We start from the raw sequence: 22,038 nt of genomic DNA on the forward strand, positions 1-22,038 counted from the left end.
GATGTTACTTATTTGTTTACAAATTAATATTTATCACTATTTTGATAAAACGTTCATCAAAGTGTTCGGCAATAATTTAGTCTTACGGCAAAAAAAAATCTCTTAGTTTCAGTAATTATCTCAATCTTTAAAGCTCCTATTTCTTTTAAATTACAGCGATGTTGATGCTGTTATCATTACCAGAGTACAACGACTAAAAATGAGAAATCAGAGGCTTGATATACATAGTCAGCATGTTCCAACGTCATTATCGTTTTTCCGGTTATGCCATGTTCATATTATCGTTATCGCTCTAATTCACTTGTATATCGGTCAAAATTGAAAAGTAATTACGCAGCAGAAATTGCTGAATAACTCCGTCTTTTACGAGACAGATCCTGATAAATTATCTAACATTTTTCCGGCGATGCGCTGGAAATCAGCTACATCTTGCTCTGACAACCCTGTCAAAATAGTGTTTTCTATAGTTTTTTCAAGCAAACTGATTTTTTGCTGTAGTTGTCTGCCGCTTGCAGATAAAGACAAAATCTGACTACGTTTATCTTCACTACTTGGGTGTTTTTCAAGCCAACCTTTAGCAATCATCTCCTTCACTAAACGGGCAATCTGTGCCTTGTCGCGGCCCATATTTTTCACAATACAATTTGCAGTACAGTCTGGTGTATTAGCAATAACGTGCAGACATCGCACATGCATACCATTTAAACCTAACTCACTAGCATTGACCGCAGCCCTGATATTGACTCGGTAAAATTGTGAGAGGCTGAGAATGTATTCTCTAAGCGTCATATTACTTCCCTTATTAATGAAGTTGGTTGACATCGTCAACCTTTTGAATATAATTGACTTTGTCAACTATATTCAAAAGTGACAAGAATCAACACTATGTTGTGCACTGGTCAATTGTATACATAAGGTAACAATAACATGTCAAGAAAAGTGAGGTTAACCCGAGTAACCGCCATTCATAATATTGCTACACATTTAAAACGTTTTGTTTTAAGTGGTCCAGATTTAGCAGATTTTCCAAGTGGACAAGATGGGGCACATGTTAAAGTATTATTACCTCATCCAGGGGAAGCCTTGCCAAACTTGGATATAAAAGGTGAAAACCCAGCAATCAAACGTTCTTATACCATTCGTGAATTCGATGCCAGCAACAAAGAATTAGTAATTGACTTCGTGATCGATTGTCATCAAGGCCCCGCAACAGATTGGGCTGCAGGCGCTAAAGTGGGTGATTATTTAGGTATTGCGGGCCCTGGAGCGCGTAAGTTAACAGATTTTAATGCTGGCAGTTATTTACTTATTGGCGATATTACCTCAGTCAATGCGGTAAACGGTTATGCAAAATTTATCCAACCATAAGCTACTATCAAGGCATTGGTCACTGTGCCAACACGCTCCGACATTATTGCGATGGACGGGGAAGAACAGCTGCAAATAAGCTGGCGAATTGAAGACGAAACCCCCGAAGTCATGGCTGCATCTGTGCGTGATCTGGCAACTAACATGTCAAGTAACAGCCAGGTATTCATTGGACTTGAGGCGAGTCAATTACGTGAAGTAAAAAGCATGCTTTTGAGCGAGCTGGCGTTCAACAGACTGAACATCCATGCCACTGGTTATTGGAAAAAAGGTATGGATGCTGACCGTTTTAATAGTGACAAAAAACGCAATCCACTATGATGAAAATTACCACAAGTGACAATTTTGACAACAAATAATCAATCTCTTAAAGTGGCAATTATACTAGCCATGACAATAGCACTAGGTCCATTTGCCCTGGATACTTACCTACCTGCTTTTCCTGTTATAGCTGCTAGCTTGCAAGTTTCGGTTCACCAAGTGTCATTGACTATCTCAGTTTATATATTTGTTCTGGCTATTGGACAACTTTGTGGTGGTCCACTTTCCGACCATTTTGGGCGCAGTAAAATTATGTTATTCGGTATGGGCATTTTTGCAGTTGCCAGTTTACTACTTGTTTTTGCAGAAAACCTATCGGAATTTCTGATACTCAGAATGTTGCAAGCATTTGGTGGGGGATGTGCTGCTGTCACCGTTCCAGCCCTGATTAGGGATCGCATTTCAGGTAGTGAAGCGGCTAAATTTTTTAGTTTAATTGGCTTGCTGATGGTGTTAGCGCCAGCACTTGCTCCCAACATTGGCGCCTTAATCCTGAATTTTATTGATTGGCACTATATTTTTATCTTTCTTGGGGTGTACGCTTTATCAGTTATCGTTTTATTAAAAACCTATGTGTTTAGAAATGAAGTAAAAGTACTTCAACAGGAAAAGGTTAGTGTATGGGAACGTTATAAACAGGTGATGTCGGACCATTCGGCAATGCGACTAATGTTTATAGGCTCCCTTACATTTTCAGTATTAATGTTATTTATCACTCATGCGTCTTTTATCTACCAGCAACATTTTGGGGTTTCCCCGCAGTTATTTTCAATACTATTTTCATCTAATGTTGTTTTGATGTTATTGATGAATATCGCTAATCGCAAGTTACTCAATCATTTTACTCCTGAGGTGATCCTCAGATGGAGTTTAGGTTTACAAGCGTGCGCTTTAGTACTGCTGCTATTAGTCACCTTGTTGTATCCGCAACTTTGGTTTTTTATGGCTGCGGTGGTTTTAACTATTGGTTTTATGGGTGCTATTTCACCTAACATTCAAGCTTGCTATATGGAGTCTTTCAGCACTAATACTGGAACTGCGGCAGCCTTGAAAGGCGCGACACAATTTTCACTCGCCGGATTGATTTCAGCGGCATCAACATTGTTACCAGAAAGTATTTTATCCATAGTACTGGCACAAGCACTGTGTTTATCAATTGCTTTGATTTTACTTTGGGCAAAACCCTATCGATAGCTAGATAAATAGTCCAAAACCTATTTATTTTAGGGGGTCATGCTTATGGTTTTGATTGAGTATTACTAGGTTGTTCCATAACTTACTCGCAGCGGGGCCAAGAATGGATGATCTTAGTCGCATTGCACAATAATTCAGTTGCAATATGTTTTGTGCGTATGTGAGTGCAAGTTTTATTAATTCACCGCTTTCTAGTTCGTTTTGAATAATATTTTCAGGTAATTTTCCCCATCCCATTCCGCTAAGTATCAGTTTTTTCTTGGTACTAAAATCATTGGCGTACCAACAACGTTGTGCCAGCTGAACATCAAGCTCTATCCCCTGAGTTCCCTTACCTGAGTCTTGGATCAGTATTTGATATTCATTACGCAATGACTTCACACTGGTTAAGTTTTGATGACGCATAAGTAAACGTGGTGCAACAACATTGATTAAACTACCTTGGTAAATAAAAGCTAAATCAACATCGTTAGATATTTGTACATGGTTACTTTCGGCGGATATCACAATATCAGCACGTTTGTCGGTCAGTGATTCATAAGCACCGGTAATGTATTCTTGGCGAATAATAATTTGCGTGTCAGGAAATTCACTTTGGGTTTTATCTAATACCGGCAGTATTTTATTGAGATCAAATGAAGCCTCAAAGGCTAATGTTATGCTTGCCTCGTTACCTTGGGATAAATGACTTGCCAATTTTTGAATATGTTCACTTTCATTTAACAACAATAATGCATGTTGATAAATTTGTTTTCCTTTAGCTGTTAACTCCAACCGATAACCATCTCGATTAAATAGGGTTAGACCAAGCTGGTTTTCGAGTTGCCTAATACCTTGGCTAATCGCTGGTTGGGTCTTAAATAATACCTCGCTGGCTTGTTTAATGGTTTTCTTCTGCGCCACCATCACCAGCATTTTTAATTGTTCTATCGTCATAATTATCTTTATAAGTAAAAGTTAATAACAATGTAATGAAATATAAATATTAGCTTATATTGTTGTAGGATAGGATGCACAGATTACGTTATCTCAGCTAAATATTAACCATTAAAATTACTAATGTCTTAAGGATGGTTTAATGAAAAAAACACAAGAAAATTATGGTCTAGTAAGCATAGTTGTACACTGGATTGTGGCGTTAGTGGTGTTTAGTTTATTTGCCCTAGGGTACTGGATGGTTGACCTTACTTATTATGATAGTTGGTATAAAACAGCTCCTGCATTACATAAAAGTGTAGGTTTAAGCTTATTTGCATTAATGTTGTTTCGGGTATTTTGGAGAGCAACCCAACCCAAAGTTGCTCCCTTGAAAAATCACCAACACTGGGAGAGAAGCGCCAGCCATGCCACGCATATTCTGTTATACGTATTATTGTTTGTGATTATGTGCAGCGGCTATTTGATTTCAACTGCTGACGGGCGTGGTATAGCCTATTTTGAATTGTTTGATGTGCCGGGCTTTGGTTCTTTGTTCGAAGATCAAGAAGATAAGGCAGGGTTTATACATCAATATGTAGCATATTTTATGATGTTTATTGTGTTTGTACATGTGATCGCCGCAATAAAGCACCATATTTTTGATAAAGACACAACACTGTTAAGAATGATGAGAAACAAAAATAGGTTTTAACCTCACTTTAAATTTGGAGAATAATAATGAAAAAATTGATTATGGCTGCAGCTATAGCAACTATCTGGATGTCGCCATTAGCCAGCGCCGCCGATTACGTTATTGATGATAAAGGTGCACATGCATCCATTAATTTTAAAATAAAACATTTAGGCTACAGCTGGCTCACGGGGCGCTTTGATACCTTTGGCGGCAAGTTTAGTTATGATCAAAAGGATGTTTCAGCGTCAAAAATTGAAGTCAACATTGATACAACTAGTGTTAATTCCAATCACGCTGAACGTGATAAGCACCTAAAAAGTGATGATTTTCTTGAAGTAGATAAATTTGCCAACGCAAAGTTTGTTAGCTCATCGGTAGTCGATAAAGGTGATGACAAACTAGAAATTAAAGGTACCTTAACCCTACATGGCGTGAGTAAAGAGATTGTTATTGAAGCCAATAAAGTGGGGGAAGGTGACGACCCTTGGGGTGGCTATCGCGTTGGCTTTAGCGGCACAACAAGAATTGGACTGAAAGATTTTGCGATGAAAATGGATCTTGGCCCTGCTTCTACACATGTCGAACTCGAACTGCATATCGAAGGCATTAAAGTCAAATAACCCCTAAAAACAATCAAGGCTTTTTAGTGATCTAGAAAGCCTTTGTGCAGCCATGATATTACCGTTTGCATAGATAGATATATGTATTTAACAGCCCATTAATCAAAACGTCGGCATTCCCAAGCCTCGTCAACATGCTGGTTTTAAATAATTTGACGCATCATATCAAGAAAAGCGGCACGTCTTAACCAGAGTTCAGGTTAACTAAATACAAAGAAATACAGGAGATTTAAAAGTGCTACATGATAAATAAAAACAAGTTTGTCAGAAATGAAGGATTCAGATGAAAATATGAAATATCAGGAAAAATTGGTACAACCGAGTGGACTGTCTGTTTTTCGCCCAAATCCGAATTACGAAAAGTGTCATAAACGGTCTTCGCTTACTTTTATAAATATCCCGGCACTGTTTGTTTTTGAGTTCGTTATGCTGCTTTGATATATGGCGGTTACTGGCTTACGGCGCTAATTGTATATTTGATTTTTGGGGTGGCTGTCGACGTACCAGAGAATACAAGGGTTACGCGCATTTTAAAGGTAAAAAAATGACCATTGATGATGTTTTGATATTGAATATGTTCTATACGGCGAACCACTCCCCGCTGGCACTATTATCAATGCTTCCTAGAAATGAGGTGCTACCCACATGTACTCATGTATCGCCAAATTGTGAAGTGGCACAAATATACCATCTTAAAATGTGACTATATTTGCACATAAGTATGGTTTGTTGTTTAATGTGTGCATATATACACGTTTAGGGTGCGTCATGAGCAGAGCTACCATAGGTCTTCAATTAAAAACTGAAAGGAAAAAGCAGAAATTTAGTCAGTTAGATGCTGCGGAAAAACTAAGCTGTGATAGGGCGGTTTTGTCTCGAATAGAAAATGGGCGCTTTCAAGGCTCATTGCAGATTTACGAGCGGTATCTTAACTTGCTTGGATTTGAGTTAACCATTAGCCCTATCGCCCCGAGTCGTCCATCACTAGATAACATGGAAGGACTTTATGACGATGACTAATGTGTTAGCTGGACTACCTCAGAAAATCAATAAGGTCATAGTTAAAGCTGGTGGATACCATGCGGGGAATTTACTCCATACTGGCCACTATAGTTTTAACTATGTCGATGACGCACATCTAGTATCGTTAACCATGCCCTATAAAAGTGAGGCATATAGCAGAGGTGGGCTTCACCCTGCTTTTACTCAAAGCTTGCCAGAAGGGTATTTGCGTCGATATATATCAGAAAAGCTGAGGCGCTATGCTGATGTTGACGATTTATACTTATTGGCGTTAATGGGCGATAAAGGTATAGGCCACCTTTCTTATGGTTCAGCTATTGATTTGCCCGCGCCTGAGCCGATAGGCGTTGATGATATTCTGCATTGGTCCGGTCAAGATAAGTTATTTCCACAACTGTTGGAAAAATACTACCTAGGAGGTATGGCCGCTGGCGTTCAGCCAAAAGTAGTGGTTTCTCGCTCAACCTTACTTCAAAAAGACCTCATCGTTAAAACGTATGACGAGGAATTTCCATTACTCACGGTAAACGAGTTCGTATGCATGAAGTGCGCTGCATATTGCGGTCTCGACACCCCTAATGTATGGCTCTCTGACAACTTAGAGCACTATATCGTAGAGCGCTTCGATATAGACGCAAACGGCATTAAAATCGGAATAGAAGACTTCGCAACTCTAATGGGAAAAACAGGCGACCAAAAATATATTGGAACCTATGAGAATGTTTTAAAAGCGGTCGGCCTGAACACCCACTCTATTCAAGAAGTGGAAAAGGCATTTCACCAAATCGCTTATAACTGCTTAATTGGCAACGGGGATGCTCATCTCAAAAATTTCTCACTTCAGTACGAGCATGATTTAACCTCAATCTCTCTTAGCCCCATATACGATGTTACTCACACATTAATTTACGATACGTTGGATAAGAACATGGCGCTCAAACTTAAGAAAAGCAAGGCGTTTCCACTTAGAAAAGATTTGATTGAACTTGCATTTTCGGCAGGTATACCACGCTCATCCGCAGGCACCGCAATTGATGCTTTAGCTCAAAACATACAGGATTGTTTGAACATATTGCCAGAGGTAGAGGCTATGGAAGGACTTAAAAAGTCAATCCTAATGAACGTTGGCCGGATAATGTCTAAAACAGTTATATCGGCACCATACAGACATCAGAAAAAGAGGAAATACGAATAATCGGTTTAAGCCGACTTTTTTGCTAACTCCTGAATACTGATAGTGATAATTCGGAAGGAATAAAAACAAAAATGCGTGAAGCCGACAAGCTGCTTTTTTAAGGCTTATTAGCATTTCATCCAATTAACATGAAATTTTTATCACCAGAATCTAAAAACGCAAAGTAAAAGTTTATGCAACTACGTAAGGAATGTCTGACAGCGATATAAGCATTTGTGAGGGAAGTTCAAATTTAATTTATAGGGGGCGCAGAAAAATGGTTGCTGACTCGAATATTGAGTTTAATTATGTCAAAGGTGACTGCTCGAAATTATTTAGTGATTTCAACCTAAGCCTTGGCTATGAATAATGGTCCCAACGTTCCCATTTTTGATTTTTAAATATTATTTGTCATGTGAATCAGACTGGAGGTCTTTAAAATTGGTACAACCGAGTGGACTCGAACCACCGACCCCTACCATGTCAAGGTAGTGCTCTAACCAGCTGAGCTACGGTTGTATAGATTGATATATTCGCTGTAAAGACTGAGCTTTGAAGCGGCGCGTATAATAACGACGAGACTATTTATCTGCAAGCCCTTTTTTGATTAACTTTGTTCAATCGCACAGCAATCATACAAATTTACCTTTTATGGAGATCCTTTAATCTGCTAAATGGACCTAACACTAAATTGTTGGGGGATTATTGTACAATTTATAACTTGCCACTATGCTTTTAACATTCTTTGCAACAGCTTTAAGCCTGATCTGACATCTGATTCTTTAAATATGTCCTGCTGTATATCTGGGTTGATATTTTCAGGAGTGAAAATTGACACACGCCTCACCAAATCAAGTTGAAACTATTATTCCGTTCACTGCCGGTGATGGTCTAAAACTCAATCTTATTAACATTAAAAACCCTCATGATGTAAGTAAAGGGGCGGTGATCTTGGTGCATGGCGCTGGAGTCAGAGCCAATATTTTTAGAGCGCCTGTTAATGAAACAGGTGTACTAAACAGTTATGTGCAGATGTTAGAAATGAGTGCCAATGCCGCTCTTCATAAAGAATTGGTGCAAATCGCTGATATTAACCAGCGTATCAAGCAAGGCGAGGTGGTTTACGGGCATGATCAGCCCATTAGGTTGCATTTAGTTAACCCCGCGACGCCTTTGCCTCTCGATCCTGATTTATATACTGGCCATGTTACTCATCAACAATTAATCGCTATGGGCAGTCAAGACGCCGAATTTTATTTAACCCATAAAACACAGGAGGGGGTTCCTTTCGAACCTCATATAACCGTTATGACAGAAACAACACTGGGAATTCAATTTAAAGAAACCATGGCAGGCGGTTTTTGTTTAGGTGCTAACGAGCCTAAGCAAGGTAACAGCATGGGCAAACACAAGGGCTTCGAGTTGGCTATGCACGCCCAAGTGGACATTGATGATCTACAAAGTTTTGTGGATGATCCTAATCATACTGGGCGCCTGTCTGGCAGTATTGATTTTACGCCTATGGGGCAGGGCATGGTCGCTCATTCTGGCGTCTTCAACTTGTTTTACCCAGATTCTCAACCTGATACGAAGTTGATGGTTTACGAATTAGGTTTTAAGCATCAGGGGCAAGAATACTATTTAGCGGGGAAAAAAGAGGTCAGGGATGATCCGGGTTTTGACCTATGGACAGACATCACTACTTTATTGACTCAGTTACACCAGGGAACAGATAAAAATGCCCCAGTTGTGGGAGCCGGTATCTTAAGTTTAGGCGTGAAGGACTTATTAAAATTAGTGTCTACCGTGACTGTGCTGAATGCTCAGTCCAGCAAGGATAAAGCGGTTACCGTGGCAAAATTTGGTCAATTTTTTATGGGAGAGTTATGGGATAGCTATGTAAAAAGTAGTTAACCCGGACTTAGGGTACCGAGTCACGTAAAAATGGGGTAGGAGTTTTATATGCAATTTGATTATGAAGCAATTGTCATTGGTAGTGGTTTTGGAGGTGCTATTAATGCCTGTCGATTAGCCAAAAAATGGCCGGGCAAGGTATTAGTTTTAGAGCGAGGTAAACGTTATCCCATGGGCAGTTTTCCTCGAACTCCTCATGATATGTCGAACAATTTCTGGAATGTTGTTCGAGACAAACAAGACCATCCTAAAAATGCCGGCAGTAAAGAAATGTTCGGTTTATTTGATATTCGAAGTTTTGAGCATATGGATGCTTTGGTGGGGGCGGGATTGGGTGGAGGCTCGCTTATCTACGCCAATGTATTTCTTGAACCACCTGAGCATATTTTTGATCATAACTGGCCTGCTAGCTGCAAAAAAGACGTTCTTCAACCTTATTATCAAACGGCTAAATCGGTATTAGGTGCTAGACCTATTCCTGATCAAAATGCACCAAGACGGAAAGTGTTACGCACCCAATTATTTGAGCAATTTGCCAAAAGCGATGGCCGAGAGTCTGAACTGGTGGATATTAATGTGTTTTTTGGCAATGATTTTAATCAACCTACAGATATAGGCGTGCAACAAAAAAACCGTTATGGTGCGCTGCAAACGTCCTGTGTATATTGTGCCGAGTGTGATGTGGGTTGTAATACCCATTCTAAAAACACCACTGATTTAAATTATTTATTTGTGGCTGAAAATAATTATCAAGCACAGATCAACACTATGACGCTGGTGGAAAAAATTGTCCCCCTAAATAGCTCTGGCGATAAAGACTCATATGCCGATGGTGAATTTGGTTATAAAGTTGTCTGGCTTGATTTAAATAACGATAAGCAAGAGGTCGCAGCCACAAGTAAAAGAGTCATAGTCTCTGCAGGTACCTTGGGTACCAATGAATTACTACTTCGTTGCCGTGATCTATTTAAAACCTTACCCAATATTAATCAAAATCTAGGGCTGCATTTTTCCGGTAATGGCGATTTTTTATCTTTTGTGATTGATGGCGATAAACCAGCCGATCCTAATTATAGTCCTGTGATCACCCAAAAAATTGACTACAACCTGTATTCAGATTTTAAATCGGGCCAAGCCTATATTTTGGAAGATGCGAGTTTTCCGAATTTTGCTTCTTGGTACACCGAAGGAATAAAACCTGATGTTTTACATCTTTCTGGATTGTTGCGGACTTTAAAGGCTCTGTATCAACGTTTTGTTCGCGGCGCTAAAACAGGAAGAGTGGGATATACATTTAGTGAGTTACTTAAAAATGATGCTGCTTACACCACAGCTGTTTTGTTGTGTATGGGAATTGATAATAGCGCTGGGGAAATGAAATTAGACAATCGGGGTTTTCTGAATATTCAATGGCCTTATAAAGACAACTTGCCGTTATACAAAGCGATTATGGATATGGGAAAAAGATTTAAAACATGGGTCAAAGCCAAGGCCTTTTTACCTATGCCTAACTTTCTTTGGCCACTAAGAAGAAATGTCACAGTGCATTCCTTGGGTGGCTGTAAGCTGGCTGATAGTCCAGAAAAAGGGGTGACGAGTGCCAGTGTTGATAGCTTTGGGCAAGTATTTGGCTATCAGGGGCTGTATGTCGCGGATGGATCTTTGTTGCCTACAGCTGTTGGTGCCAACCCAGTAGCAACTATTTCGGCGCTTTCTGAACGAGTGGCAGAAGGCATAACAGGAATTCAGCCTGATCCTAATGGTGACCTATAGCATACAGTGGCAACAACTAGCGTTTCCCCGGTTTTATATTGCAGCGTTTAAATAGGCCTTGCCAAAATTGGATGTGCTGTTGCATTGCCATCTGATAATTTTCAAAGCCTTGTTGATTAAATTGTTTAATATATTCTTTAAAGCTTGTTGAGAGATGTGGCTGGGCTGTCAACTGTTCGAAAATTGGACTAAGTTGGTAGTGGTAGTGATTAATTTGACTGCCAATAGGCTGAATTTTTTCAATAAAAAACTGCTGAAAAACGTTACTCAAATACTCCATTTTTTTCTCTGAGCTATTGCTAGAACACTGTAGGTTGTTTGTGTGTTGTAGCAACCAACTGGTTGAGCGATTTAGGTGCTCTGTAAATGTGAGTTGGCTTAACCATAATTTCGCCGGTAGCGGGTTATTCATTATACTTTTTAAATGTCGTTCTAGTTCTGCACTGTTAATGTGCTTATTTTGGTTGATGTTAAGAAGGTAATTTAAGGTTTCCTTGGTTTGTATCAGACCATCTTTTTGGTTGCCTTCCACTAATGCAAAGTTGGCACTCAATCCTTGTTTTAATTCGCTACTAAGTTGAATTAAGTCTGCCCATACCATAGGTAACTGCTCGGTTTTTGTTTGTTGCCAATTTTCTAATTTTTCTCGCAACTTTGGGGCGGTGGTATCCATTAGGCATTGTTGTAATGCGCTGATTAAACGTCTTTCGTAAATATAACGAATTGAGGGTAACTGAAGGTTACCAAGGGAAGTGTTGCGCTCGGCTACGAGAGAATACAATTAACAGTGCTTAAGATTATAAAATTCAAAAAGTTTGATTGTGGTATCTGGAATGTTCTGTTTTAAATCTTTGAGTGGTGGGTAGGGCGGTAAACTTATTGTCAGCTTGTCTGGGTCTTCAACATCCAATACGTTAGCCATACGTTCTTGATATTCTTGTAAATGCTTTTGTAATAGGTGGCTGCTATCACAGCCCACAGATAAAAAGATCGCCAACAAAATTATCAGCCTTTTCAACACTGCGACTAACCTTTTGTATATGAAGAAATACTGCGGCCTCCATCAACTGCAATAATTTGTCCTGACACATACGAGGCTTCAATCAAAAACTTAATGGCATGGGCGATATCTTGCATAGTACCTAAGCGCTGCGCCGGTACTTGATTGAGTATTTGTTGTTTATCTTCTTCGTTCATCTGTGCCTCTGGCCACAATATCGCCCCTGGGGCGACACCATTAACGCGTATGTCTGGTGCTAATTCTAAGGCTAAAGATTGTGTCATTGTCACTAGTGCAGATTTTGCCATGCAGTAAAGAGTGTGGTCTTTAAGCGGTCTGGCAGCATGAATATCCACCATATTAATTATGACGCCAGTATTTTGAGTTAATGCTTGGGTACAGTATTGGGATAAAAATAATGGTCCTTGCATATTACTGCCAACAAGGCTTTGCCAGTCTTTGTTGGTAATAGTGCCCATGGGAGTGGCATAAAACGAGGATGCATTATTAATAAGTACATCTAAGCGGCCAAATGAATCTATGGCTTGTTGACCGATACGTTCGATGCTAGACAAATCAGATAAGTCACCTTGTACTAGCATTGCAGATTTGGCTCTGATTTTGTTTAGGTCACTGCACAAGGTTTCTGCTTCGAGCCTAGACTCGTTACAGTGAACCACTATATTTGAACCAAAGGAGTGCAGGTACTTTGCGGTATGTGCGCCAATTCTCTTGGCGCCACCGGTAATGAGGGTGACTTTGTTTTCCATTTTACTCATACTTAAAAAATCAAAATCTAAGGGTATACCCAAACCACCTCTAAATGCACGTTTCAAAACCGCGTTAAATTATAAGGTTAACCTTACAGGAAACAGCAATAGCGCCTAACATTTACCCTGCGAAAATTAGGTGTCTAAGTTTTTCAGGGTGATTTTTGCACTATCGATATACTGACCACCAAAAAGTAATGCATGGTTTAATACATGATATAACTGATAAATAGGCTTTCGATATTGGTAGTCAGTTTCAAGTGGCCAAATGTCAGCATAACCTTGATAAAAGTTTTCAGGGAATCGCCCAAATAATTCTGACATGGCTATATCAGTTTCACGATCACCAAAATAAAAGGCAGGGTCGAACAAAACGGGCTGATTGTTATGAAAACCAGTGTTACCTTGCCAAAGATCACCGTGCAGCATTGATGGTGTGGGATTATGACCTGCAAGTAAGCTTTTAACTGACTCTACTACGCTGTCTATGTTGGCTAATTCATGGCCTTTTTCAAATAATAATTGCAACATAAATCCAATTCGTTGTTCAGCAAAAAAACAGCTCCATTTTTTTTGCCAAAGATTGGGCTGCTGAGTCAGTCCAATAAAATTATCTTCTTGCCAGCCATACATTTTTTGTGTGAAGTTGCTATGTAATTTTGCTAAGGCTTGCCCAAAGTGAAACCAGGTTGTTTCGTTACCTTGGGCCATAGAGATATGCTCTAAGGCTAAAAAACTATGATCCGATACCAAACCCGAACAAATGACTTTTGGCACTTTAAATAGTTGGGTGTTACTTAAGTGTTCTAAACCTTCCCGTTCAGCCTCAAAATTAGCTAGATGAATTTTTTCATTAGTTTTGACAAAAAAACGTTGTTTCCCATCGGAAATTTTATAGGCTTTATGGCTATCTCCAGCGTTGACTTCACGAATGTCGTCACAGATAAAATCTTGTTTAATACAATTACTGATTTGTTCACTAATAAAATGCCACATGTTCAAACCTTGTTCGCTATGCCATGGGCTAATTATGGTGTAACTAACAAACTTGTATGGTTGATTAAGTTATGTACAAAGAAGTTTTTATATCATTCAGTAATTTTGATTGGCTGATATTGGTCTAATAAAATGACTTTGTTTAAATTTTGGAAGGTTTTAAACATGGTAGAAATCAGTTCACTATTGGCAATAAAAGTCGGAAGATTGCCACCTGGATTACCACCACCAGTGTAAGTGATCTCACTTTTCCCATTTTCTAGTGCATTTGCTTCCCATAATCCATGCATATTTTGCATTCGCACATACTTTGGATGTTGTGGTTTAGTGTCACCTTTATCCGATATGACAATTTGAACAGAATTGTCAGTGGAAGTGGTTGATGAAAATGTCACCATATCACGATCTTTTACTGGCCAAGGCGCTGCAAAAAAGCCATGTACTAAGCGTTCTGTTGGTGAGATCTCTTCAAGTATTTTTACCTCAATACAGTTGTGGATCCACTGGGAAGAAAACGCCGCATCATCGAGCAAGGCTATTAAAGCATGAGGATTGGCTTCAACAATGGTTTTAACCAATACCTCTTTATACCCAGAATCGGTTTGTTTGCTGTAGATACTGACATTGTTTTTCTGTTTTTCTAGTTTCCACTCTTGTGCCCAGCTATTAGTGCTGTTTAATAAGACTGATAAAACCAAGAAGTAAATCGCAGTTTTTATTGCTTTGCATTGCATCACTAAACCTTATCTCGTTATAATACCGTTGATTGCTCTGATGGTAGCAGAGCACCTTTTTTCAAAGCACCCTTTTTTGGGTGTTTTTTATTTTTATCAATCGGCCTTCAAAAAGGTCGACTCTAAACATTCGCATGTGGCGCTTGGTAGGTGTCACCACTGCATAAGGATTTCGATATGCCCATAATTACTCTTCCCGATGGCAGCCAACGCCAATTTGAAAATGCAGTATCAGTGTTTGATGTAGCCACTGATATTGGCCCTGGTTTAGCAAAAGCAACCATAGCGGGCAAAGTGGATGGTGTGCGTGTTGATGCACACGACTTAATTGAGAAAGATGCTCAGGTACAAATAATCACAGCCAAAGATGAAGATGGATTAGAAATTATCCGTCACTCTTGTGCTCACTTAATTGGTCACGCCATTAAGCAACTTTACCCTGATGTGAAAATGGCAATTGGTCCCACTATCGATAACGGCTTTTATTACGACATTGACATGGAGCATTCATTAAATGATGAAGACCTAGTCAAAATCGAAAAACGTATGTTGGAATTGGCAAAAACCAACTATGACGTAGTTAAAAAAGTGGGAACTTGGCAAGAAGCCAGAGACACCTTTGAAGCCCGAGGTGAGTCTTACAAAATACAGATCCTTGATGAAAACATCGCTAAAGATGACAAACCTGCCTTGTACTATCATGATGAATATATTGATATGTGCCGTGGTCCTCACGTGCCTAACATGCGTTTTTGTCAGCACTTTAAATTGATGAAAGTCGCCGGTGCCTATTGGCGTGGTGATAGCGACAATAAAATGTTGCAACGTGTGTACGGCACAGCTTGGGCTGATAAAAAGCAACTTAAAGCCTATTTAAATAGATTAGAAGAAGCTGATAAGCGTGATCACCGTAAAATAGGTAAAGCGTTAGATTTATTTCATTGGCAAGAAGAAGCGCCAGGAATGGTGTTTTGGCATAACGACGGTTGGAGTATTTACACCGAACTAGAAAAATTTATCCGTGGCAAGTTACGGGAATATGACTATCAAGAAGTCAAAGCTCCGATGATGATGGACAGAAGCCTCTGGGAAAAATCTGGTCATTGGGATAAATTTAAAGACGGCATGTTTACTACTGAATCTGAAAAACGTGAATATGCGATTAAGCCAATGAACTGTCCTGGTCATGTGCAGATTTTCAATCAAGGTTTAAAGTCTTACCGTGACTTACCGCTACGCATGGCCGAATTTGGTTGTTGTCACAGAAACGAACCATCAGGTGCTTTACATGGTTTGATGCGCGTACGTGGGTTTACACAAGATGATGCGCACATTTTCTGCACTGAAGAGCAAGTTTTAGCTGAAGTCGGTGGCTGTATCGATTCTGTTTACGAAATCTATAAGATTTTTGGTTTCGAGAGTATCTCGGTGAAACTATCTACACGCCCAGAAAATCGTGTGGGTAGTGATGAAGTGTGGGACAAAGCTGAAAAAGAATTGGCCGAAGCATTAACCTCCAAAGGGATCGAATTTCAGTATTTACCAGGAGAGGGAGCTTTTTATGGTCCGAAGATTGAATTCACCTTACATGATTGCCTAGATAGAGCTTGGCAATGTGGCACAGTTCAGCTTGATTTCTCAATGCCAGGCCGTTTAGGTTCAACTTATGTTGCCGAAGATGGGGAACGTAAAGTTCCAGTTATGATACACAGAGCCATTTTAGGTTCCTTAGAACGTTTTATTGGCATTTTAATCGAAGAATATTCTGGTCTGTTTCCACTTTGGTTGGCGCCGACTCAAGCCGTTGTGATGAATATTACTGATAAACAGGGCGATTATTCGAAAAAAGTAGTCAAAATGCTAAAAGAAAGTGGAATTAGAGCCAAGTCGGACTTGAGAAATGAGAAGATAGGCTTTAAGATCCGCGAGCACACGCTCAAGCGTGTCCCATATTTGCTTGTTGTTGGCGATAAAGAGATGGAAAGTGGTGAAATTGCCGTGCGTTCACGCAAAGGTGATGACCTAGGTAAAATGTCTATTGAGGCATTTATCGCTAAAGCCATGTCGGAAGTTGACAGCAAACATATCTGATTAATTTTGCGGAGGAATAACATATTAAAAGCGCTAACATGAAGGCTAAAGATTCGAACAAAGCTCGGATCAACGAAGAAATTACACTAAATGAAGTACGTTTAGTCGGTAAAGATGGTGAACCTTTAGGTGTTGTATCTATAAGTGAAGCTATGGAAGTTGCTGAACAATCTAGTTTAGATTTGGTTGAAATTAGCCCGAATGCTGAGCCGCCAGTATGTAAAGTAATGGACTACGGTAAGTTCTTGTTTGAAAAAAGCAAGACACTTAAAGAGCAAAAGAAAAAACAGAAACAAATTCAGGTCAAGGAGATTAAATTTCGCCCTGGCACGGATGAAGGTGATTACCAGGTAAAACTGCGCAACCTGCGTCGCTTTCTAGAAGCGGGAGACAAGGCCAAAGTAACGATACGTTTTCGTGGACGTGAAATGGCACACCAAGAGATTGGCATTGAACAACTTAAACGCGTTCGCGCGGATTTGGAAGACATTGCCAACTGCGAATCTTTCCCACATAGGGTAGAGGGTCGTCAGATGATCATGGTACTTGCCCCAATTAAGAAGTAGTTAAGGTCTACAAGTAGTTCGGATTCTGCCCCCGTTCTCACCTTGCTGCTAAATATGTAACTTAAACTTTGAGTGTCTGCAACACGATAAGTTATTAACAATGCGGAGTTTTAGCAATGCCTAAAATGAAATCACACCGTGGAGCTGCGAAGCGTTTTATAAAAACTGCTTCGGGTCGCTTCAAGAGCAAACAGTCTCACTTGCGTCATATTTTGACCAAGAAGAGTTCTAAGCGTAAACGTCACTTACGTGGCAAAAAACTGGTCCATGTGGCCGACACTGCGTTAATTCAACGCATGTTACCTTACGTTTAAAACAGGAGACTTAGAATATGGCAAGAGTAAAACGTGGTGTTGTTGCACGTGCCCGACATAAAAAGGTACTAAAACAAGCCAAAGGTTATTATGGAGCTCGTAGTCGAGTTTATCGCGTTGCTGTTCAAGCAGTAACGAAAGCTGGTCAATATGCTTATCGTGACCGTCGCAACAAAAAACGTACATTCCGTCAGTTATGGATTGCACGTATAAACGCTGCTTCACGTCAAAATGGTTTGTCTTACAGCCGTTTCATCAATGGTTTGAAAAAAGCATCTGTTGAAATCGATCGTAAGATTTTAGCCGACATAGCGGTACATGATAAAAATGCATTTGTTGCATTAGTAGATGCAGCTAAAGGTGCATTAGCTTAATTTTTTAGCTGATTTTTTTAATAAACAGTTTAAGTTCTTTCAGGAAACGGCGAGCATGATGCTCGCCGTTTTTCTTTCTCAAGTAAAATGTCTAATATTGTTTTATGCAACATTGGGTGTTGACTGTCCCCTTCATTTTTCCACGTTTTAAAATCACTCTTTTTATCTAATTAATTACATCTAATCTAGCTGTGCACATTAATGTGAAAAGTAGCAGCATACTATGTCATCTTGTTTTACTTATTAGCTTTTGAGACTTAAGTTATCCATGATAAATAACTGATATTTAGCGCTTATAAATGATATTTCAATATTTTTTGCAGATAATCGCTAAATATGCGGACTTTAAGGTATTTGTACCTAGCCTCAAAGTGCTGCTTTCGTGTAGAATTACCGGCTATTTTGAAATTGCCTTAGACTTGAACCAAGTTGTTGAATAAAGGCCATATTTTTAATCCAAATTCGGGGACTCTATGGATCTTGATGCCATAATTAGTGAAGCAGAAGAACAAATTAATGCCGCAGTGGATGTCAATATCCTTGATACCGTGCGTGTTGATTTTATGGGCAAAAAAGGACGAATGACCGAGTTACTTAAAGGCTTGGGGAAATTGTCTAATGAAGAACGCCCAGCTGCGGGTCAAAAAATTAATCTAGCCAAACAGAAAATTCAACAATTGATCCATGCTAGAGGGGAGTTATTGCAAACCCAAGAGCTTAATCAGAAGTTGGCTGGTGAAACTATAGATGTGACTTTACCAGGACGAGGACAGAGTCGTGGTGGATTACACCCAGTTACTCGCACCATCAATCGGATCGAAAGCTTTTTTAATGAATTAGGCTTCAGCGTTAAAACTGGGCCAGAAGTAGAAGATGGCTTCCATAACTTTGATGCGTTGAACATTCCCGCTAATCATCCTGCAAGAGCGGATCACGATACCTTTTATTTTAATCCTGATGTGATGTTGCGTACTCAAACATCAGGTGTACAAATTCGCACCATGGAAGTGGAGCAACCTCCTCTTAGGATCATTTCACCCGGTCGTGTGTATCGTAATGACTATGATCAAACTCATACACCTATGTTTCATCAGGTTGAAGGTTTGATGGTTGATAAGAATGTTAGTTTTGCTGAACTTAAAGGCATTCTGCATGATTTTTTAAATAACTTTTTCGAACAAGACTTACAAGTACGTTTTAGACCTTCGTATTTTCCATTTACAGAACCTTCGGCAGAAGTTGATGTGATGGGTAAAAATGGTAAATGGTTAGAAGTGTTGGGTTGCGGCATGGTGCATCCTAATGTGCTTAAAGCGGTTAACATAGATCCAGAAATTTACACAGGTTTTGCCTTTGGTATGGGGGTAGAGCGCTTAACTATGTTGCGTTACGAAGTGAATGATTTGCGTGCATTCTTTGAGAACGATCTTCGTTTCCTTAAGCAATTTAATTAGGTCGGGTCAAGAATATGAAATTTAGCGAAAAGTGGTTAAGAGAGTGGGTCAATCCATCTGTATCAACAGATGAATTATCAGAACAGTTGAGCATGGCTGGTCTAGAAGTTGACGGCGTTGACGCTGTAGCCGGTGAATTCTCAGGTGTAGTTGTGGGTGAAGTGGTGGAATGTGGCCAGCACCCTGATGCAGATAAACTACAAGTGACAAAAATTAATGTAGGCGAGGACGAGCTATTAGATATAGTGTGCGGCGCGCCGAATTGTCGTCAAGGCATAAAAGTAGCGGTCGCTAAAGTAGGCGCTGTGTTACCTGGCAACTTTAAAATTAAAAAAGCTAAACTACGTGGCCAGCCATCTTTTGGTATGTTGTGTAGCTTTTCTGAATTAGGTATATCTGACGACCATGATGGTATTTTGGAGCTTCCGTTAGATGCCCCAATTGGTCAAGATATAAGAGAATACCTACAACTTGATGATGTGACTATTGAGGTAGATTTAACACCTAACCGTGCAGATTGTTTGGGTATTAAAGGTCTTGCTCGTGAAGTGGGAGTACTTAATCAGACTTCAGTTACCGAACTGCAAATACCTACAGTGACTCCAAGCATTACCGATAGCCGTAACATTCAATTGCTTGCGCCTGAAGCTTGTCCTCGTTATTTAGGTCGAGTGATCAAGAATATTAATTTAGATGCTGTGACACCTTTATGGATGGTAGAAAAACTAAGACGTTCTGGCGTTAGAAGCATCGACCCAGTGGTCGACGTGACTAATTTTGTGTTGTTAGAGCTGGGTCATCCCATGCATGCATTTGACAACAACAAACTTGAAGGTGATGTGGTTGTTCGTTTAGCCAAGCAAGATGAAAAATTGACTTTACTTGATGGTAATGAAGTAACACTTCAAAGTAACACCCTTGTCATTGCTGATACTAAGAAAGCCTTGGCAATGGCCGGAATATTTGGTGGACTTGACTCAGGTGTGACTAGCGAGAGTAAAGATATTTTTCTTGAAAGCGCATTTTTTGCACCCGACGCTATTATGGGCAAAGCTCGTCAATATGGTTTGCATACTGATGCTTCTCATCGCTATGAGCGAGGTGTAGACCCTCAGTTACAACATATTGCTATGCAACGAGCCACTCAGTTGTTGCTTGATATTGTTGGTGGTGAAGCCGGGCCAGTAGTTGAAGCCGTTGATTTGGCTTTTGTTCCACAAGATTGTTCGGTAACCCTAAGGCACAGTCGTTTATCTAAAGTATTAGGTATTGAAATTGCTGCCGATACAGTCACTGATATTTTTAAACGCTTAGGTTTCAGTGTTTCTTTTGATAACCAAGTGTGGCAAATCAGTGTGCCGCCTTATCGTTTTGATATTAGTATCGAAGAAGATTTAATTGAAGAAGTGGCTAGGGTATATGGTTACAACCAAATACCCAATATTGCGCCTGTTGCTAGTTTAAAAATGTCGCAACATCAGGAGCAAAAGGTACAGCTAAATCAATTAAAGAATACTTTGGTGGAAAGTGACTACCAAGAAGCTATCACCTATTCTTTTGTTGACCCCAAGATTCAATCTTTATTGCATCCTGAAATGCAAGGTTTGCAGTTACCCCATCCGATTTCGTCTGAAATGTCGACTATGCGGGTTAGTTTGTGGACCGGGTTATTACAGTCTGTGTCGTACAATCAAAAACGCCAACAAGGTAGGGTCAGATTATTTGAGTCTGGTTTACGTTTTATTCCAGATAACACTGAAAAAACGGGTGTAAAACAAGAACTTGTTATCAGTGGTGTGGTCTGTGGTTTAGTTGCCGATGAAAACTGGGATAACTCAACTCGGTCAATTGACTTTTTTGATGTAAAGGCTGACGTAGAAAATCTACTTAATTGTGCTGGTGTAGAAGATTATCGATTCGAAAGCAGCTCTCATAGTGCATTACATCCTGGCCAATCAGCTGAAATTTTAGTGGGCGATATATCCCTAGGATTTGTTGGAGCGGTGCATCCGCAGTTTGAAAAATCCTTAGGGTTAAATGGAAGAAGCTTTGTTTTTGAACTGGAAATTAGTGCTTTAGGGTTAAAAAAATTACCTCAAGCGCAAGAAATATCAAAATTTCCTGCAAATCGACGTGACATTGCAATCGTAGTAGACGATGATAAAGTAGTTGGCGATATTTTGAGTTGTATAGAAAAATTTGGCGAAAATCAATTAGTTGGCTTAAACTTGTTCGACGTGTACAAAGGGAAGGGAATTGCACCGGGTAAGAAAAGCCTCGCGATTTCACTTGTTTTACAAGATAAAACCAAAACATTACAAGAAAACGACATTCAGGCAACGGTTGATGGTATTTTAGCCACGTTGTCACAAAAGTTTGAAGCATCTTTGAGGGACTGACGATATGGCGTTAACCAAAGCCGAAATGGCGGAACATTTATTTGAAAAACTTGGGATCAACAAGCGTGATGCTAAAGATCTGGTGGAAACTTTTTTCGAAGAAGTGCGTGAAGCCTTAGAATCTGGTGAGCAGGTCAAATTATCTGGTTTTGGTAATTTTGATTTAAGGCAGAAAAATGAACGCCCAGGTAGAAATCCAAAAACGGGTGAAGACATTCCAATTAAGGCGCGACGCGTGGTCACATTTAGACCCGGTCAAAAACTTAAAAGTAGAGTCGAAAGTTCAAAACCAATAGATTAGTAGTTTATATATAAAAAACACACGTACGTTACGTTACGTT

21 protein-coding genes, 1 tRNA gene and 1 pseudogene are annotated in these 22,038 nt (G+C 39.7%); 16 read left to right on the forward strand and 7 right to left on the reverse strand.

Annotated features, from left to right (window positions below; all coding sequences use genetic code 11):
- Positions 1–363: 363 nt before the first annotated feature.
- Entirely contained in the window at positions 364–789 is a 426-nt protein-coding gene (locus GARC_RS12890; protein WP_007620723.1) for a MarR family winged helix-turn-helix transcriptional regulator, read from the reverse strand.
- 138 nt (positions 790–927) lie between these two features.
- Here GARC_RS12890 and GARC_RS27310 point away from each other — a divergent pair, with 138 nt between their 5' ends.
- Genes GARC_RS27310 through GARC_RS12900 form a run of 3 tightly spaced genes read left to right on the forward strand, consistent with a single transcriptional unit; the run spans position 928 to position 2,883 of the window.
- Positions 928–1,368: a siderophore-interacting protein gene (locus GARC_RS27310; protein WP_226989148.1), complete on the forward strand. Its 441-nt coding sequence runs from the start codon at positions 928–930 to the stop codon at positions 1,366–1,368.
- A gap of 15 nt (positions 1,369–1,383) precedes the next feature.
- A complete protein-coding gene (locus tag GARC_RS27315; RefSeq protein ID WP_226989150.1) occupies positions 1,384–1,689 on the forward strand; it encodes an SIP domain-containing protein in 306 nt (101 codons plus the stop codon).
- Between the two features lie 24 nt (positions 1,690–1,713).
- A complete protein-coding gene (locus tag GARC_RS12900; RefSeq protein WP_039989587.1) occupies positions 1,714–2,883 on the forward strand; it encodes a multidrug effflux MFS transporter in 1,170 nt (389 codons plus the stop codon).
- Positions 2,884–2,907: 24 nt separating this feature from the next.
- Here the strand turns inward: GARC_RS12900 and GARC_RS12905 are convergent, their stop codons facing one another.
- Positions 2,908–3,819: a LysR family transcriptional regulator gene (locus GARC_RS12905; RefSeq protein WP_007620725.1), complete on the reverse strand. Its 912-nt coding sequence runs from the start codon at positions 3,817–3,819 to the stop codon at positions 2,908–2,910.
- A gap of 142 nt (positions 3,820–3,961) precedes the next feature.
- On the opposite strand from GARC_RS12905, the gene GARC_RS12910 reads away from it, so the two are divergent.
- From GARC_RS12910 to GARC_RS12925, 4 genes are all read left to right on the forward strand, one after another.
- Positions 3,962–4,513 (forward strand): cytochrome b, encoded by a 552-nt coding sequence (locus GARC_RS12910; protein ID WP_007620728.1) that lies wholly within the window; start codon positions 3,962–3,964, stop codon positions 4,511–4,513.
- Between the two features lie 26 nt (positions 4,514–4,539).
- A complete protein-coding gene (locus GARC_RS12915; RefSeq protein WP_007620729.1) occupies positions 4,540–5,115 on the forward strand; it encodes a YceI family protein in 576 nt (191 codons plus the stop codon).
- Between the two features lie 768 nt (positions 5,116–5,883).
- A complete protein-coding gene (locus GARC_RS12920) occupies positions 5,884–6,135 on the forward strand; it encodes a helix-turn-helix domain-containing protein (RefSeq protein ID WP_007620730.1) in 252 nt (83 codons plus the stop codon).
- A complete protein-coding gene (locus tag GARC_RS12925; RefSeq protein ID WP_226989152.1) occupies positions 6,122–7,333 on the forward strand; it encodes a type II toxin-antitoxin system HipA family toxin in 1,212 nt (403 codons plus the stop codon). Before GARC_RS12920 ends, GARC_RS12925 begins: the two co-directional genes overlap by 14 nt.
- Before the next feature lie 421 nt (positions 7,334–7,754).
- On the opposite strand, the gene GARC_RS12930 is transcribed toward GARC_RS12925, so the two are convergent.
- Positions 7,755–7,831 (reverse strand) — tRNA-Val (locus GARC_RS12930).
- 312 nt (positions 7,832–8,143) lie between these two features.
- On the opposite strand from GARC_RS12930, the gene GARC_RS25965 reads away from it, so the two are divergent.
- Positions 8,144–9,226: a hypothetical protein gene (locus GARC_RS25965; protein ID WP_007620739.1), complete on the forward strand. Its 1,083-nt coding sequence runs from the start codon at positions 8,144–8,146 to the stop codon at positions 9,224–9,226.
- A gap of 48 nt (positions 9,227–9,274) precedes the next feature.
- On the forward strand, positions 9,275–10,999 hold the full coding sequence (locus GARC_RS12940) for a GMC oxidoreductase (protein ID WP_007620741.1): 1,725 nt from the start codon (positions 9,275–9,277) through the stop codon (positions 10,997–10,999).
- A 16-nt stretch (positions 11,000–11,015) separates the two neighbouring features.
- Here the strand turns inward: GARC_RS12940 and GARC_RS12945 are convergent.
- The 4 genes and pseudogenes from GARC_RS12945 to GARC_RS12960 form a co-directional block, all read right to left on the reverse strand.
- A pseudogene (locus GARC_RS12945) lies at positions 11,016–12,020 on the reverse strand (DUF3080 domain-containing protein).
- A gap of 5 nt (positions 12,021–12,025) precedes the next feature.
- Positions 12,026–12,769, reverse strand: coding sequence for a pteridine reductase (locus GARC_RS12950; protein WP_039989592.1), 744 nt, complete (start codon positions 12,767–12,769; stop codon positions 12,026–12,028).
- A gap of 135 nt (positions 12,770–12,904) precedes the next feature.
- Positions 12,905–13,765, reverse strand: a complete 861-nt coding sequence (locus tag GARC_RS12955; RefSeq protein ID WP_007620748.1) for a fructosamine kinase family protein — start codon at positions 13,763–13,765, stop codon at positions 12,905–12,907.
- Between the two features lie 92 nt (positions 13,766–13,857).
- The gene (locus GARC_RS12960) at positions 13,858–14,499 is read right to left on the reverse strand and encodes an START domain-containing protein (protein ID WP_007620750.1); all 642 of its coding nucleotides are present in this window, start codon (positions 14,497–14,499) and stop codon (positions 13,858–13,860) included.
- A gap of 177 nt (positions 14,500–14,676) precedes the next feature.
- Here GARC_RS12960 and thrS point away from each other — a divergent pair, with 177 nt between their 5' ends.
- The 7 genes from thrS to ihfA all read left to right on the forward strand — a co-directional run bounded on the left by thrS (position 14,677) and on the right by ihfA (position 21,998).
- Positions 14,677–16,590 carry a threonine--tRNA ligase gene (gene thrS / locus GARC_RS12965; protein ID WP_007620752.1) on the forward strand — a complete coding sequence of 638 codons (1,914 nt, stop codon included), beginning with the start codon at positions 14,677–14,679 and terminating at the stop codon, positions 16,588–16,590.
- 38 nt (positions 16,591–16,628) lie between these two features.
- Positions 16,629–17,156 carry a translation initiation factor IF-3 gene (infC, locus tag GARC_RS12970; RefSeq protein WP_007620754.1) on the forward strand — a complete coding sequence of 176 codons (528 nt, stop codon included), beginning with the start codon at positions 16,629–16,631 and terminating at the stop codon, positions 17,154–17,156.
- 116 nt (positions 17,157–17,272) lie between these two features.
- Entirely contained in the window at positions 17,273–17,470 is a 198-nt protein-coding gene (gene rpmI / locus GARC_RS12975) for a 50S ribosomal protein L35 (RefSeq protein ID WP_039989589.1), read from the forward strand.
- Positions 17,471–17,487: 17 nt separating this feature from the next.
- Positions 17,488–17,844: a 50S ribosomal protein L20 gene (gene rplT, locus GARC_RS12980; RefSeq protein ID WP_007620756.1), complete on the forward strand. Its 357-nt coding sequence runs from the start codon at positions 17,488–17,490 to the stop codon at positions 17,842–17,844.
- Positions 17,845–18,317: 473 nt separating this feature from the next.
- Positions 18,318–19,298, forward strand: coding sequence for a phenylalanine--tRNA ligase subunit alpha (gene pheS, locus GARC_RS12985; protein ID WP_007620760.1), 981 nt, complete (start codon positions 18,318–18,320; stop codon positions 19,296–19,298).
- Positions 19,299–19,312: 14 nt separating this feature from the next.
- The gene (gene pheT, locus GARC_RS12990; protein WP_007620762.1) at positions 19,313–21,697 is read left to right on the forward strand and encodes a phenylalanine--tRNA ligase subunit beta; all 2,385 of its coding nucleotides are present in this window, start codon (positions 19,313–19,315) and stop codon (positions 21,695–21,697) included.
- 4 nt (positions 21,698–21,701) lie between these two features.
- Positions 21,702–21,998, forward strand: coding sequence for an integration host factor subunit alpha (ihfA, locus tag GARC_RS12995; protein WP_007620765.1), 297 nt, complete (start codon positions 21,702–21,704; stop codon positions 21,996–21,998).
- Positions 21,999–22,038: the final 40 nt, after the last annotated feature.

The organism is Paraglaciecola arctica BSs20135 (assembly GCF_000314995.1).
In the GTDB taxonomy this organism is placed as follows: domain Bacteria; phylum Pseudomonadota; class Gammaproteobacteria; order Enterobacterales; family Alteromonadaceae; genus Paraglaciecola; species Paraglaciecola arctica.

What these genes read in the sequence shown, in the direction of transcription:
- GARC_RS12890 (WP_007620723.1), bottom strand. Translation starts at nt 789, where the DNA reads ATGACGCTTAGAGAATACATTCTCAGCCTCTCACAATTTTACCGAGTC.
- GARC_RS27310 (WP_226989148.1), top strand. Translation starts at nt 928, where the DNA reads ATGTCAAGAAAAGTGAGGTTAACCCGAGTAACCGCCATTCATAATATT.
- GARC_RS12905 (WP_007620725.1), bottom strand. Translation starts at nt 3,819, where the DNA reads ATGACGATAGAACAATTAAAAATGCTGGTGATGGTGGCGCAGAAGAAA.
- GARC_RS12910 (WP_007620728.1), top strand. Translation starts at nt 3,962, where the DNA reads ATGAAAAAAACACAAGAAAATTATGGTCTAGTAAGCATAGTTGTACAC.
- GARC_RS12915 (WP_007620729.1), top strand. Translation starts at nt 4,540, where the DNA reads ATGAAAAAATTGATTATGGCTGCAGCTATAGCAACTATCTGGATGTCG.
- GARC_RS12920 (WP_007620730.1), top strand. Translation starts at nt 5,884, where the DNA reads ATGAGCAGAGCTACCATAGGTCTTCAATTAAAAACTGAAAGGAAAAAG.
- GARC_RS12925 (WP_226989152.1), top strand. Translation starts at nt 6,122, where the DNA reads ATGACGATGACTAATGTGTTAGCTGGACTACCTCAGAAAATCAATAAG.
- GARC_RS12940 (WP_007620741.1), top strand. Translation starts at nt 9,275, where the DNA reads ATGCAATTTGATTATGAAGCAATTGTCATTGGTAGTGGTTTTGGAGGT.
- GARC_RS12950 (WP_039989592.1), bottom strand. Translation starts at nt 12,769, where the DNA reads ATGGAAAACAAAGTCACCCTCATTACCGGTGGCGCCAAGAGAATTGGC.
- GARC_RS12955 (WP_007620748.1), bottom strand. Translation starts at nt 13,765, where the DNA reads ATGTGGCATTTTATTAGTGAACAAATCAGTAATTGTATTAAACAAGAT.
- GARC_RS12960 (WP_007620750.1), bottom strand. Translation starts at nt 14,499, where the DNA reads ATGCAATGCAAAGCAATAAAAACTGCGATTTACTTCTTGGTTTTATCA.
- thrS (WP_007620752.1), top strand. Translation starts at nt 14,677, where the DNA reads ATGCCCATAATTACTCTTCCCGATGGCAGCCAACGCCAATTTGAAAAT.
- infC (WP_007620754.1), top strand. Translation starts at nt 16,629, where the DNA reads ATGAAGGCTAAAGATTCGAACAAAGCTCGGATCAACGAAGAAATTACA.
- rpmI (WP_039989589.1), top strand. Translation starts at nt 17,273, where the DNA reads ATGCCTAAAATGAAATCACACCGTGGAGCTGCGAAGCGTTTTATAAAA.
- rplT (WP_007620756.1), top strand. Translation starts at nt 17,488, where the DNA reads ATGGCAAGAGTAAAACGTGGTGTTGTTGCACGTGCCCGACATAAAAAG.
- pheS (WP_007620760.1), top strand. Translation starts at nt 18,318, where the DNA reads ATGGATCTTGATGCCATAATTAGTGAAGCAGAAGAACAAATTAATGCC.
- pheT (WP_007620762.1), top strand. Translation starts at nt 19,313, where the DNA reads ATGAAATTTAGCGAAAAGTGGTTAAGAGAGTGGGTCAATCCATCTGTA.
- ihfA (WP_007620765.1), top strand. Translation starts at nt 21,702, where the DNA reads ATGGCGTTAACCAAAGCCGAAATGGCGGAACATTTATTTGAAAAACTT.